The sequence below is a fragment of the Roseovarius sp. ZX-A-9 genome, from assembly GCF_028369135.1.
Classification (GTDB): domain Bacteria; phylum Pseudomonadota; class Alphaproteobacteria; order Rhodobacterales; family Rhodobacteraceae; genus Roseovarius.
Genome location: NZ_JAPWHW010000025.1, coordinates 37,921 through 50,933, shown reverse-complemented (window position 1 = coordinate 50,933; position 13,013 = coordinate 37,921). Strand labels below are relative to the sequence as shown.

The window sequence follows — 13,013 nt, the reverse complement described above, 5'->3', positions numbered from 1 at the left end:
GCAAAATCCCGACTATCTGTTCCTCTGTGAAACGTGACTTCCGCATTCTTCGTTCTCCTCGTTGCTTTGAACGTTACGAGAACAAACTCTCTTTTTGAATGGTCCGAAATTTGGGGGGTAGGTCATTAGGAGCACAGTAATGAATTGGAATTTGAGAACTGCCTGCGGAGCAAACGGAAAGACCTTGCCCGTTTCAGGAAACGACTTTCCAGGCGCCTTTGAGCCAGATGGAAAATTTGAACCCAAAAAAGGCTGAAAAGGAAAACCCGATCTGAATAGCGGTCGATACAACAGCGAGGGCAAAGGCGACGAGGCCGGGCAGGATGTCCCAGCCGTCGCCTTTGTGCGGAATCCGCCCGTCCGTTTCAGTCCCATAGTTCGTCTCCCTTGCTGCAATAAATGCTATCAAAGGAGCAGCATCAAACCGCGACAGGTCCATTGTTAATCTTCACGAAGCCTTGCTTCCATGCCACTGCCAATTGGAGTAAGGGCGCAGATGTCGAACCCGTTCCCTGCGTATCTCTGACGCAAAAATCGAACCGAAGCGGCTCCACCAGGACCGGAGCGCTACATGGTTGCTGTCAATGCCGCGCTCGTTCAGCAGATCCACGGACATTCCCGAGCGAAAGCGGGAATCGGACGTACATCACCAAGGCTAGGCGAATGGTCCCGGGACTTCTGTGAATACATTTGAATGAGTCGCATATTTTTACGACTAGACGCTACGAAGCCGCCCTGCCCGCCTCAAGGCGAATCCTTCTGTCACTGTCCACATCGCAGTTAAAGTCTGGGTTCGGGGTTCGGAGGGAAGCTCACTGTTTGACGCAAATAGCCCTGTTGCCGAAATCTGAAAATCAAACGATCCTCGCGGAAGTTGACGCAGTCACCTCCAATAGCACAGGAGCGTTGCGAGGTAGCCTAGCCACACCGATTACTGATCGTGGATGGCGACCACGTTCACCTAAAGCAGCAATAAGCGCACTAGAAGCAGAATCCGCAATAGCAGAAATATCGACAGGCTCATCACCAACAGCGACATGAACCTTCATGCGTAAAATTCGATCAATTGTCTCATCCGGCTCCAACTGCTCTGCTAGCCAAGCAAGAACTTGGCCTGCGGCTATTTCAGCATTGCGTTTTGCCGTGCATAGATCAACCTCCTCGCCACAACGGCCAGTCGTGTGGAGACTCTTGTCAGCTGTCTTTGCAATTTGCCCCGCTAGAAACAGAACCCGACCATGACGAGATGCCATGATATAGTTGTATTCCGTCCCGATCGGGACCGGGAGATCAAAGCTATTCTCCACCTTTAAATCACCTCTATTGGAACGCTGGTGCCACTGCGCAGATGGATGAGGCGGATTTTGGATCTAACCGCAATCCGCCCTTTCGGCACAGGAAGAGTAAAAAATACGAAACCTGAACGACTTAGGCGAGACGTTCAAACAGGCTACTTGCGCTCTTGCCTATGGGTGCCCGCATCGCCTCGACAACCGCCCGAATATTTTTGGCATCAAGCGCTCGGGGATTGTTCGCGATCTGCTTGCTGTGCATCGATGACACGACCAGCTCCTCGCGCTCAAGTTCACTCGGAACGAATTGGTCCAACGACAAATCAAGTCCCAGATCGAAACGAAGGCGTGCGATTCCTTCGGCAGAACTTTTTGTACCGAACAAATGCGCCAGTTGGCCTTCCTTATCGCCAATCGCCGGGGCGTTGAATGCCATGACGGCGGGCAAGGCCAGCGCGTTGGCGACGCCATGCGCTACATGCCAGCGTACGCCTAAAGGCGCCGAAAGCGCGTGAGCAAGGCCCAGACCGGCGCAATTGAATGCAAACCCCGCTTGGCAAGACGCTGTCAAACACTCATCGCGTGCTTCCAGGCACGACGGCTCAGTATAAGCCACTGGCAAGAATTTGATTAGCCGCTTGATGGAATCCAAGGCAAGTGCATCTGTGATGGGATTTGCGCGTTTGGCAATGAAAGCTTCGATAGCGTGTGTCAGGGCATCAATCCCTGCTGCTGCTGTTACCGATGCGGGCGCTGTCACGGACAACTCAGCATCCAAGAGCGCGCAGTAAGGAGCCATGTCCTGTGAATGGAAGACGATCTTGATCGGCTCTCCCGCCTTGTTGAACACGGCAAATTCGGTGACCTCGCTTCCGGTTCCGGCCGTTGTCGGGGCTGCAATGAACCGGCTGCTGTGATCACGCATCGTAAGACCGAGGGCGGCGACCTCTTGAGGGGAACCGTCGTTGGCCAGACACATGCGTGCGGCCTTTGCGGTATCAATCGCCGAGCCGCCACCGATTACAAACAGCGTATCGAAAGCATGCTGTGCCAGTTCCTCCGCGACGCGCGCAACATCTGCAATGTCGGGTTCCTGAGCAGGAGCCAGAATCAGACGGGGCTTTTTCCCGCAGATGGTTTCGATCGCATTGCTGAATCGATCACACGCGGGTGTGGATGACAGAAAAGGGTCGATCACTGCAGCAACTTCGTTACCAACAATCAGCTTTTTCAACTGATCGATGTTACTGATACAACCCGGCTCACTCAGAACACGAGCCGTTGCGAAACATAATTCCATAGCCATTTTCATTCCAATCTTATCATTTCATCATTTCTGGTAGCCAAAGCGCGATGTTTGGAAACGCGATCAATAGCGCGATCATGACCAGCATCGCCCCTAGGAACGGCAGGGAACCGATGATGACCTGATTGATATTGCCCCGCCCGCGAACACCCTGAACAACGAACAAGTTGACGCCGATTGGAGGCGTGATCAGCGCTGTTTCGAGGAGGATCATCAACACGACACCGAACCAAATGGGATCATAACCTAGCGACAGGACGATCGGTGCGATCAACGGCGTAGTCGCGATCAACATCGACATGGTCTCCATAAAGCAGCCAAGAACCAGATAGATCACGATGATCAAAGCCAGCGTCTCCAATGGCCCCCAGTTAAGCGCTTCCAACGCACCCACGATCTCGCGCGGCAAGCCGACAGCAGCCAAGACGAAGTTCAGAAATATCGCCGCCGTCACGATCAGCATGATCATTGTCGACGTTCGCAACATGCCTTCCAGCGCGGTGCGGATCATTTCGATACTGAGAGTGCCGTTGAATGCAGCCAACATAATGGATGCAACCACGCCCAGCGACGCGGCCTCGGTCGGTGTAGCCCAGCCGGCATAGATCGACCCCACCACAATCGCAAACAGCATGACCGGGGGGAGCAGGGCCGAGAGCGAACGAGCGCGCGCTGCCCAATCTGTTTCAACCTTCTGCCCCCCTGCGCCAGGGGACAAAACGCAGATTACAACGATAATCAGCATGAACAGCCCTGCCAACAGAAGGCCCGGCAGGAATGACGCGATATATAGCGTGGGAACCGACGTTTCCGTTAGCAACCCGTAGATTATCAAGTTGATCGACGGAGGAATGAGGATACCCAATGTACCGCCGGCAGCGAGCGATCCCAGAAACAAAGGTTCATTGTATTTGCGCCGATCAATCTCGGGCATGGCCGCAGTGCCGACGGTGGCTGCCGTTGCGACCGAAGACCCGGAGGTTGCCGCGAACATTGCACAAGACGCGATATTCGCGTGCATCACGCCGCCAGGCAACCACGAAAACCACAGCGACAACGCTTCATACATGCGTTCTGCAATTTTGGATCGCAATAGAATCTCGCCCATCAAGATGAACAGCGGAATCGCGACAAGCAGAAATTCCGTTCCGGTTTGCCATGCGATCTCGGCCATGGCTCGTTTTAATGGTAAAAACGAGAACGAGTGATCCAGCGTAAACGCCAGCCAAGTCAAGACTGCAGCAATCGGAATGGACGCCGCAATGAGAACGGCGAGAACGACGACGGTAACTGTCAGCATGTTGAATTACATCTCAGTGCTATTAGGGCTGGATCGCTGGCATACGCCTTTGAAATCCCGACGAATGAAGGCGATGACATTGTGCAGCAGCAGAGCGGCCCAACATGTCAAAAACAGCACCAGACCAAGCGCCCACAACCCTTGAGGAATGATCATCGGCGTTGCCAGTGGCGTCACCGAACTGGTGTCGTTCTTCACCGTTTCCAACAACATAAAGGCCGTGCGCCAAGACAGGAAAAGAATGAAAAGGCCCAGCAAGACGAGAGATACAATGTCGAGTGCGGCCTTCACACCAATGGGAAACCAACTGTAGAGAACATCAATCCGGATGTTCGACCGCTCGAACAAGACGAATGCCAACGACCAACTAGTCGCGATTGCAAACGCGTAACCCGACAGTTCATTCGCACTGGAAAACGTCCCTGCACCCAGAATACGTCGGGTTAATACGTCGGCTGTCACCAACAGTGACACAGCCAGCAGCATCGCCCCCCCACTCCAAACCGCCCATCGGGACAGACGGTGAAGAGCAGGGAGGCACCTATGTTCAAGCCATGGCACCTTAGCCACCGATTTCGTAGTTAGTAACTTTTCCGGCGGTTTCATTCCAGATCGAAACACACTCAGCGTCACAGCGCTCGGCAAAGCCAGGAAGGATATTATCGCGTACGATCTCTTGGACGCGTTTGCGATCCTCTTCGCTAGGTTCGACCAGAATCATGTTGCCGGGTTCACCATATTCACATTCGCTACTTCCAGTGTTGCACAGAATACCCTGCGCGTTGACCTTCGCGGCGCCTTCCCAGACACGATCGTCGAACTCGACAATTTCGGCTTCCAAAGTGCTGCGTGTTGCGTCGTCCAATCGGTTCCATGAATCGAGATTAACGGTCAACGTCACGATGCCCCAACCGGCGCTAAGTGGGTAGAAGTGCGTCGCGACCTCGTGCCATTTGGCCTGATAACCGGCCATCGTGGATGTCAGTGCGCAATCGACAACGCCCTTTTCCAGCGCCGGCAATGTTTCACTAAAGGCAACCGTTACGTTGCTTGCGCCCACACCAGTGACGAAATCAGCCAAAGCCGCTGAATAGCTTCGGATCTTCAGGCCTTCAAGATCGGCGATCGATTCCACCGGGTGTTTGCAATAAAGAGCTTGGCTTTCAAACGGGTATGCGCTGAGAATTTTGAGGCTATGGTTCTTCTCCATCCGTTCGTTCAGAGCAGGCAGAAACGAAGTTACAACAGCGCGCGCAGTTTCGATGTCAGGCGACACGGCAGCAAGGTCCAGCCCTTCCATTGCAGGTTCGTCCCCAACCGCATAACCCATTGTCAGGTGAACGAAATCGAAGATACCTTGCTTTAGAAGGCGAATGGTTTCAAACCCTTTCAAGCCCATTTCTGACATCGAAACGATGTTTCCTGTCAGCTTTCCATCTGTATCAGCAGGCAGAATTTCCTTCCAAAACGGCTCTTCATACGCGCTGTAGTTGTTTAGACTGCTCCAAGTGCCCAGCACGTTGAAACGTTGCTCTTGAATCTCTTGCGCGGTGGCGGGTATCGCTGTGCCCAGCGTTGTAAAAATTGCCATGACAGCGGCAACTGAGGACAGGTACTTCACAGAGGTTCTCCTTGGGCTCGCCTTGAGGTACGCGTGGTTTCTATCGTCATGCATGTATTTCGCTCCGTTGTGTTATGTGTCCGTTGAAGAATACATCCCCAGAAATCTTGGGCTGTTGAGAGAAGTGTTTCGCAAAATGGGCTAAGGTCACACACTTCACCTCCAGAATGTCAGACCAACCATTTCAGCCATGATGGACAAACCCCACACTTTCAGTCAAAGTTAAAGTTCTTAAAGAGGTTTCAGGAAATTTGAAATGGCAATTAAGATCGAAATGCTCCGCTGTTTCATTGTCGTCGCCGAATTAGGGAACATTAGTGACGCGGGCGAACGCTTGGGGCGTACACCTTCAGCGGTCTCCATGACACTAAAACAACTAGAGGAAAACCTCGGCGCTGCGCTATTCGAAAGCGACCGCAAGAACCGCCTGACTGCTCTGGGCCGCTTCACATTGAATGAAGCCCGTAGAGAGGTAGATCACTTCACACGCTGCATTGAAACAATCACTGGCTTTGCCAAGGCTAGAATTGGGTTTGTGCGAGTTGGGGCCGTTCCGTCTGTGGCTGGAGCAGTGTTGCCGCTTGCCGTTCAGGCGTTCGTGCAAGATCACCCTGAAGTGGTCATTCACATCCAAGACATGGATTCGACCAGCATCGTGCGCGAGGTCGAGATGGGGCAGCTTGATTTGGGAATTGCCTCATGTTCTGACTATGGTCAGACGATAAAATCACAACTGGTTTTCACCGACGATTTCGGAGTGGTTTGCCAGCCAAACCACCCGCTGGCTGGTGCACGCATGCTTCAGAACCTTAGTCTTCTAGCCAAGTTCCAACTGATCTCCAACGCTTCGAGCAGTCAGATTGAGGACCCAGCATTTCGTCAACTTGATGATGGGGCATATTTGAAGATTCGTAATACGGCTTCGGTATTGGGAATGGTGCGCGCAGGGGTGGGCATCACAGTCCTGCCACGATTGGCGGTTGACGGCTATGGGAACGACTTGTGTTTTGTGCCCCTCGGAAACCCCAGAGCCCAACGACGCGTCAGCCTCTTGACACGGTCCCAAACGGAGCTGTCCCCCGCAGCGAAGGACTTTGGGCTGGCAATCATTCAAGGCTTCAAAGATCTCAATTTACACCAGGATCGAATAATTTAACTGTTCAAAGGGCTTTGTTGCGCAAATACCGAAGGGGGATTCATCTCGCGAATCCAGCGTGGTAGCTGGTCTGCATGAGCAGCCCCATCCCGCCGCGCTACAAGACCAAGAACTGGCCGGCCTACAACGAAGCGTTGAAGCAACGTGGCTCCCTGACCTTCTGGTTCGACCCAGATATGACGTGTGTGCCGCCGCCCACCGGCAAGCGAGGCCGGCAGCCGCAGTATAGCGATGCCGCCATCCAGACGTGCCTGACGATGAAGGTCCTCTTCGGCATGGCGTTCCGGCAGACGACAGGCTTCGTCGAGAGCCTTTTGCGCCTGGTCGGCCTCGACTGGTCGGTGCCGGATTTCAGCACGCTGAGCAGGCGCCAGGAAACCTTGGCCGCGAGCATTCCCTACCGCGGCTCGCAGGGGCCCCTGAACCTGCTGATCCCCTCTCGGGCATTGCTGCGCAATACCCTGCCGGGCAGCGGACAGCACCGGCATCAAGGCGGCGGGAGAAGGCGAGTGGCACGCCCGCAAGCATGGTGGCACAAAGCGCCGACTATGGCGCAAGATCCACATCGGTGTCGATGAACAGACGCTGGAGATCCGAGCCATCGAGATCACCGGAAGCAACGTCGGTGACGCGCCAATGCTGCCCGAGCTGCTCAGCCAGATCCCGGCCGACGTGGAGGTCGGCTCGGTCACCGCGGATGGTGCCTACGACACGCGCAAATGCCATGACGCCGTCGCCGACCGAGGCGCCCATGCCGTCATTCCGCCGCGCAAGAACGCCAAACCGTGGAAGCCCTCGACTGCCGGTGCGATCGCAAGGAACGAGGCGCTACGCGCATCGAAATACCTCGGTCGCGCGATCTGGCGAAAATGGAGCGGTTACCACCGACGAAGCCGCGCCGAGACGAAGATGCATTGCGTGAAGCTGCTGGGGCAGAGCCTCATGGCACGCGACTTCGATCGCCAGGTCGCCGAACTCCAAGTCCGTGCCGCCGTCCTGAACGGCTACACCGCGCTCGGCATACCTGACACTGAGCCCGTGGGATAAGTCCGTCTGGGGAAGGGGGAAGTCTCGGCTTCAACCTTTTTGCGCAACAAAGCCAGTGTGTGGGGTAAACGTGTGAAACACAAAATCCCGCACCACAATTAAGCATCCGATTTTAAAAAATAAATATGCGGATACTGAATGTGGCGGAGGGCACGGGACTGGCGTCGAACCTTCTCTGGCTCGAATGCATGTTCGGCAGAGTGCTCTAAGATACCCAAAGCCATTTATATAAATAGGGGACTTTTCTCCACCACGGGACGAGCGTGGGAGTGGCGATAGCGCATGAAGGTGAGCGACGGCGCTGTGCTTCATTGCGGGCCCTAAAAAAATTCCAGCAACTCCTTCATCGCCTCCCCCCGGCTAGGCCATCCGCGGCGGCACACATCCGGCAATGATCGCCGAGGTATAGACGGAGGCGGCGCGGCGCGCATCATCATCCATGTGCTGCGCGGCCCAGCGAGCCAGTTCGAATTCAGGATGCTGGGTGGCATCGCCCGTGTGGATGAGGTTGCTAGCCTCACGCAACTCCTTGTCGAAGACGTCGACGAGAACCGATCCAAACGACGCATCGCCCGCGTCCAGCGCCTCTTCAGCCAGGGCGTGGCAGCGGTTCAGATATTCTTCGCGGCTCATGTTGAACGCTCCCATCCGCCCGCGCGCCATTCGGGCCGGGGCCGGTCGCGGCGGCCCGAACGAGGCGGAAGTATAGGCGATCGCCCCCGGAGGTAACTCGCTCCGACAGGAAAACGGTCACCAGCCCGGCGGGCGGCGCACGGACCACGTGCCGTACTCGAAAACTATATCCTGCCCCTCGAAGGTGACCACTTTCGGGCGCTTCTGCGCGTCGAAGGTGACCGGCACCGGGTGGCCGTCCATCGAGAAAACGATCGAGCTGCACCCGCTGGCCCCGTCTGGACAGGGCACGCGCTTGCGCTCGGGCGTGCCGCCGCCGGGGGCAAGCGTGCCCTTGAGGTTCGCCCAGCCGAACCGCTTGGCGAATATCTTTGGCATCTGCGACATGAAATCGCCTTCGTCGTCATGCGCGCCCGGGAATTCCATGCGCAGCGCGGCGTTATTCTGCTTCATGCCGCCGAGAATCATCGCCTTGGCCTGCGGCGGCACGTTCATCCAGCCGCCACCCTGCCACATTGCGAGGTTCGAAGCGCTGATATACATCGCTTCGCCAGTGGGGGCATTGAACTCCGTGTAGCTGCCGTCCGCGACATAGGTCATGACCGCCGGCCCCATCGTCAGGCGCACCATGCAATCGTCGGCAGCGACGTCAAAGGTTCCGATATCCACCCGTGTTTTCGACGGCGATTTCGGGGTAAGCCCCGTTTCGCGCCGGGTGACAGGGCTGTCGATCTCGACCTTCACGTCGATCTTGCCGGGCCTGGCGGGGGTGATCGTACGGCCCTCCGCGCTGCCGTTGTCGACCTTGAATCGCCAGTTGTCGGCGCTGCCCTCGGGCAGGCCGGTGACCGTCATCTCGGACGGCTTTCCGGCCTGGAAACAGGTGGGCGGATCGAAGCTCACCGGGCGCGTCTCCACCTTCAGGACGAAACCGTTATCGGCGGTGCTGTCAGGCGCGGGCGTGTTCGCCACGCGGAAAAAGCCCAGTTCATCCGGCGGATCGTTGCCGTCGAGCAGGAAGGAATCGCGCAGTTTCTCCTTCGCCAGCCGGTGTTCGCGGATGAGCGTCAGGCTGCCCGGATCGTCAGCCTCGGTTACCTCGACCGTCGCCAGCAGGAAGTTCTCGGACGGGGGCGTGTCCGGGGTCGGCGTCACCTCGAGCGTCAGCAGCATCGGATGCGCGGCGAATGCGGTCGCCTTGCCGTCAAAGCGGTCCTCTTGGGCGAAGGTGGTCGAGGTGACCTCGACCGCGTGTTTCGCGATATCGCCGTAGTAGAAATACTTGCCGGTGCGGCCCTGCTGCGCGATGTCCTCCTGGACGTTATTGAAGCGCGCGACATAGTCTGGAAAGAACTTGTCGAAGGTGGCGTCACCCACCAGCGCCTGGTTGTAAAAGAGTGTCATGCCGTTACCGCTGCGCAGTTCGGCATGGCTGGCGGCGTTGATGAACCTGTCCTGCGCCAGATAGGCTACGCCGTCCTGGCTGCCGATCTTCTTTCCCAATGAGATCGCGTAGTCCCACTTGCCGTAACCCGGATCGTCTTTCCCGTCCCAAAACTCGCGGTCGAGAACCATCGAGTATTTTGGCTCGTAGACCTCGCTCTGCCCGGTCCGTTTGCGCACCCAGGCCGAGCCGATGGCGGTCGCCACCATTTCGTTGAGCCAGTGCACTCCCTCATCATCGCGCGAGGGCTGAAGAGTATGCACGTATTCGTGGACCAGCGTGCCCCCATCGGCAAGCTGGTCGACATTCTCGACGGGAAGGATCACGCGCCCCTCATCGAGCAGGCTGAGCGTGCGGCATGCGATCGCCATCCCTGTGCAACGCCGCTCGTGGATAGCACTGTCGAATTGCAAACGCAGCGCCTTCTTGCCGTCGGTTCCCGCATCCATATTCGCGCCCGCTACGTCAAAGCCCATCCCCTCGAGCCATGCGCGCGCCTTCTGCAACTCATCCAGTCCGCTCTGGGCGGAGGCGCGTTGTGGTGCGGCCACGTCGCTGGCCGGGCAACGCTGGTTGCTGAAACAGAAGATCTGGAAATCGGTGGTTTCCGCCACGATCGCATCGGCGATGCTGACCTGCTGCGCCGCGACCGGAAGGGACAGGCTGCCGATGCCGATCAGGCAGCCGAGAGCATATGACAAGGCACGCATAATGTAATCCGCCTTGAATCGTCCGAATTGATTCCGAGACAACTTCTTGCGGAATACGATTGACCTGTCGGCGGCAGCCCCGTGTAGCTGAAATACATTCTTTGCCAGATCGACGCCGATGATGCTAATTTTTTTCATGGATGCCTCCTCTTTCACTTGTGTTTTCAACACCGCAAGTACGGCACATTGCGATGACGTGTGGGAGAGCGGCATCCTAACCATCTCTACCCTCTCTCTTGCTGAAATTATTGCATCCAACGAAGTTTAAACAGATGCGCTCTAATTCCCAAAAGCTGTTTCTTCTACTGCGCGCTTGCTGCCTCATTGCTCGACACCATCTCGTCAGGCCGGAGCGGGTCTGTCCGAAATGTCACGCTCATTCATGTCGAGATAACCTTCGAGATCGGCGCGGATCTCGGGGGCCAGCGCGTCGGCGTGCTTGATGCGGATGTAGAAAAGGGTGAAATAGACTACCTTGATCGCCGTGACTGTACGCGCCATCAGCGCGTGCAGCAGCATGCCCAGAGCGACGACGACGAAGACCGGCAGCCAGTTGAAGACGGTCTCGGGCCCGATCGGTCCGATTTCGGGCATGGTGGGGAACAAGTCGGCAAGGATGCCGGCAGAGAATTCATGCGGAAGATGTGCGCCGAACAGAAGGCCGCAAGCCACACCGGCAAGCCCGCCGATGGCATAGAGCGGCGCCATCAGCGTACCGACCACGCCGCCCATGATGTCGATGCCGAAGACGCCTGCCAGCGTTTCGGGAACATGGTCCTTCAGCCGCTTCATTTCAGCCACGCCGTCACGCAAGCCCAACTTGTCGATGGCGATAGCCGGTAGCAGGAAGTGGTTGGCCAAATCCCAAACCTCCACGAGAGCGCCCAGAAGCATCGACATCAGACCGCCTTCCTTTTTCTTGCGACTGGCGACCCAAGCACTGGCCATGTCCAGTAAGGCCAATATACGGACCTGCGATTTCAGCGGCGCGATCTCCCGCCGCGCCTCGGCCCTGGTTGGCGTCGCGCCAGTGGCGGTGCCATAGACCAGGCAGCTTAGCGTCAGTTCGGTGCGGTTGTAGAAGATGAACTTGTAGACGAACATCACAACCCCGGCGACCAGAAACCAAGTGCTGTTGCCGTTCTCGTAGAAGATCAAAAACAGCCCGGCAAAAAACATCATCACCATCAGGGCGGCGTAGATCCACATGTGGATCAGCGGTACCAGAAGCGCACCGTTGCGTCCGATGATCGTAAAGGTATGGCGCACCAAGAAACCAAGCTGCGCCAGCCGCGCCTTGCGGTTCGGTGTGATGAAGTCCATGATATGTCCCTTTCTGTACTGGACGGCCCGGCTCAGCGCGCTTTCCCGTTGCTCGGCGGGCCGACGTTCATGCATCCTAGGCCAGTTGCGCTGCGCCGCCCTGCACGGCTGCCGCCAGCGCCGCATCTCCGGTGCCGGTGACCTGCGCCTCCCTCTGGGCAAGGTAGTTGCCCGTCTCGAGTTCAAGGATCTGCGCGAAAACGTCGAAACCGTCGGGGTTGATTACCGGGACAACCTCGAAATTCAGCAGCCAGCGCGACGGATCGACCATGACCATGCCGCCGCCCGACAAGGTGACTTCGCCGGAAATGGCCTGATAGTTGCCATGGCAGGGCAGCGGATCGGCCACCGCAACCAGCGGGGATAGGAGAGCGGCAAATATGGGGGCGCTTCGGGTGAGGTAAGTCGTCATGGAAAGGTCCACCCCGCGTTGTCGATGCTAAAGATGCGGATCGGCGCACCCTGTTGCTGCGTATCCGCGCGCAATCGGAAGGTCGCGCGGCTCGCCTCGCCATAATTGATGTAATCGACGTTGACGGTGATCATGCCGCGCAGCATCGGGGTTTGCGAATCCGGCGCGATGCGCGTGATCTCGCCCTGAAAATCCTGTCCGCCATACAGCAGGTCGGCCCCATGACCGCGCAACCTCGGCACAAGATCGGCAAAAAAGTACCGCTGCGCGTTGCCGGCCGCGAAGGAGTTGCTGCCCTGTCCCGTCATTGCGGCGAAATCGACGTAGAGACCGCGCACCAGCCGTGCCGCGCCGTCGATCAGCGGATCGCCGATGGTTTGCGCCTGCGGCACCGCCGAATGCACCTCAGTAGGCTGCTCGGCCGCCTGGCCCACATCCTCGGTGATGAAGCGTTGTGCGACCCAGCCGGCCTTGGCGAAGTCGGCGCTCTGCATCAGGCACCAGCGCTGCGGCAGGCTCGCGCGCTGCGCCTCGGTCAGCCGGTGAGAGATTTGCGGGATCAGCAGCGGCACGCAGGTGATCTGCCGCAGCCCCCGAGCATCGGGCGCAAGGCTGTCGATCACCAAGTATTGCGTGCCCGGCCCCATGCGCATGTTCAGCACGTCGTCCGCCGCCACCCGGGTCACACGCCAGGCATCCGGCCCGTGGCCGTCGATCTCGGCCTTGGCGCTGCCCGTAACGACCCCCATTGCTAGGGCAAGAATCCCAA

11 protein-coding genes and 3 pseudogenes are annotated in these 13,013 nt (G+C 57.4%); 2 read left to right on the top strand and 12 right to left on the bottom strand.

Annotated features, from left to right (window positions below):
* Positions 1–193: 193 nt before the first annotated feature.
* The 7 genes and pseudogenes from O3306_RS19425 to O3306_RS19395 all read right to left on the bottom strand — a co-directional run bounded on the left by O3306_RS19425 (position 194) and on the right by O3306_RS19395 (position 5,519).
* Positions 194–439: a hypothetical protein gene (locus tag O3306_RS19425; RefSeq protein ID WP_272010402.1), complete on the bottom strand. Its 246-nt coding sequence runs from the start codon at positions 437–439 to the stop codon at positions 194–196.
* A gap of 27 nt (positions 440–466) precedes the next feature.
* Positions 467–707: pseudogene (locus O3306_RS19420) on the bottom strand (IS6 family transposase); the annotation flags it as partial.
* 147 nt (positions 708–854) lie between these two features.
* On the bottom strand, positions 855–1,307 hold the full coding sequence (locus O3306_RS19415) for a RidA family protein (protein ID WP_272010400.1): 453 nt from the start codon (positions 1,305–1,307) through the stop codon (positions 855–857).
* A 121-nt stretch (positions 1,308–1,428) separates the two neighbouring features.
* Complete coding sequence (locus O3306_RS19410; protein WP_272010398.1) at positions 1,429–2,604, bottom strand: iron-containing alcohol dehydrogenase; 1,176 nt, start codon at positions 2,602–2,604, stop codon at positions 1,429–1,431.
* A gap of 10 nt (positions 2,605–2,614) precedes the next feature.
* Positions 2,615–3,898: a TRAP transporter large permease gene (locus O3306_RS19405; RefSeq protein WP_272010397.1), complete on the bottom strand. Its 1,284-nt coding sequence runs from the start codon at positions 3,896–3,898 to the stop codon at positions 2,615–2,617.
* A gap of 6 nt (positions 3,899–3,904) precedes the next feature.
* Positions 3,905–4,384: a TRAP transporter small permease subunit gene (locus O3306_RS19400; RefSeq protein ID WP_272010395.1), complete on the bottom strand. Its 480-nt coding sequence runs from the start codon at positions 4,382–4,384 to the stop codon at positions 3,905–3,907.
* A 76-nt stretch (positions 4,385–4,460) separates the two neighbouring features.
* A complete protein-coding gene (locus tag O3306_RS19395) occupies positions 4,461–5,519 on the bottom strand; it encodes a TRAP transporter substrate-binding protein (RefSeq protein WP_272010393.1) in 1,059 nt (352 codons plus the stop codon).
* Between the two features lie 256 nt (positions 5,520–5,775).
* On the opposite strand from O3306_RS19395, the gene O3306_RS19390 reads away from it, so the two are divergent.
* Both O3306_RS19390 and O3306_RS19385 read left to right on the top strand, forming a co-directional pair.
* On the top strand, positions 5,776–6,675 hold the full coding sequence (locus tag O3306_RS19390) for a LysR family transcriptional regulator (protein WP_272010391.1): 900 nt from the start codon (positions 5,776–5,778) through the stop codon (positions 6,673–6,675).
* 74 nt (positions 6,676–6,749) lie between these two features.
* Positions 6,750–7,722 (top strand): annotated as a pseudogene (locus O3306_RS19385) (IS5 family transposase).
* A gap of 360 nt (positions 7,723–8,082) precedes the next feature.
* Here the strand turns inward: O3306_RS19385 and O3306_RS19380 are convergent.
* The 5 genes and pseudogenes from O3306_RS19380 to O3306_RS19360 form a co-directional block, all read right to left on the bottom strand.
* A complete protein-coding gene (locus O3306_RS19380) occupies positions 8,083–8,355 on the bottom strand; it encodes a hypothetical protein (RefSeq protein WP_272010389.1) in 273 nt (90 codons plus the stop codon).
* 2,163 nt (positions 8,356–10,518) lie between these two features.
* Positions 10,519–10,647 (bottom strand): annotated as a pseudogene (locus O3306_RS19375) (IS110 family transposase); the annotation flags it as partial.
* 204 nt (positions 10,648–10,851) lie between these two features.
* Complete coding sequence (locus O3306_RS19370) at positions 10,852–11,832, bottom strand: hypothetical protein (RefSeq protein WP_272010386.1); 981 nt, start codon at positions 11,830–11,832, stop codon at positions 10,852–10,854.
* A gap of 76 nt (positions 11,833–11,908) precedes the next feature.
* A complete protein-coding gene (locus O3306_RS19365) occupies positions 11,909–12,244 on the bottom strand; it encodes a hypothetical protein (RefSeq protein WP_272010384.1) in 336 nt (111 codons plus the stop codon).
* Positions 12,241–12,993 carry a hypothetical protein gene (locus O3306_RS19360; RefSeq protein ID WP_272010382.1) on the bottom strand — a complete coding sequence of 251 codons (753 nt, stop codon included), beginning with the start codon at positions 12,991–12,993 and terminating at the stop codon, positions 12,241–12,243. Before O3306_RS19360 ends, O3306_RS19365 begins: the two co-directional genes overlap by 4 nt.
* Positions 12,994–13,013 lie beyond the last annotated feature (20 nt).

Coding starts and splice junctions, on each gene's coding strand:
- O3306_RS19410 (WP_272010398.1), bottom strand. CDS start 2,604: ATGAAAATGGCTATGGAATTATGTTTCGCAACGGCTCGTGTTCTGAGT.
- O3306_RS19380 (WP_272010389.1), bottom strand. CDS start 8,355: ATGAGCCGCGAAGAATATCTGAACCGCTGCCACGCCCTGGCTGAAGAG.
- O3306_RS19365 (WP_272010384.1), bottom strand. CDS start 12,244: ATGACGACTTACCTCACCCGAAGCGCCCCCATATTTGCCGCTCTCCTA.
- O3306_RS19390 (WP_272010391.1), top strand. CDS start 5,776: ATGGCAATTAAGATCGAAATGCTCCGCTGTTTCATTGTCGTCGCCGAA.
- O3306_RS19405 (WP_272010397.1), bottom strand. CDS start 3,898: ATGCTGACAGTTACCGTCGTCGTTCTCGCCGTTCTCATTGCGGCGTCC.
- O3306_RS19360 (WP_272010382.1), bottom strand. CDS start 12,993: ATGGGGGTCGTTACGGGCAGCGCCAAGGCCGAGATCGACGGCCACGGG.
- O3306_RS19425 (WP_272010402.1), bottom strand. CDS start 439: ATGGACCTGTCGCGGTTTGATGCTGCTCCTTTGATAGCATTTATTGCA.
- O3306_RS19370 (WP_272010386.1), bottom strand. CDS start 11,832: ATGGACTTCATCACACCGAACCGCAAGGCGCGGCTGGCGCAGCTTGGT.
- O3306_RS19400 (WP_272010395.1), bottom strand. CDS start 4,384: ATGCTGCTGGCTGTGTCACTGTTGGTGACAGCCGACGTATTAACCCGA.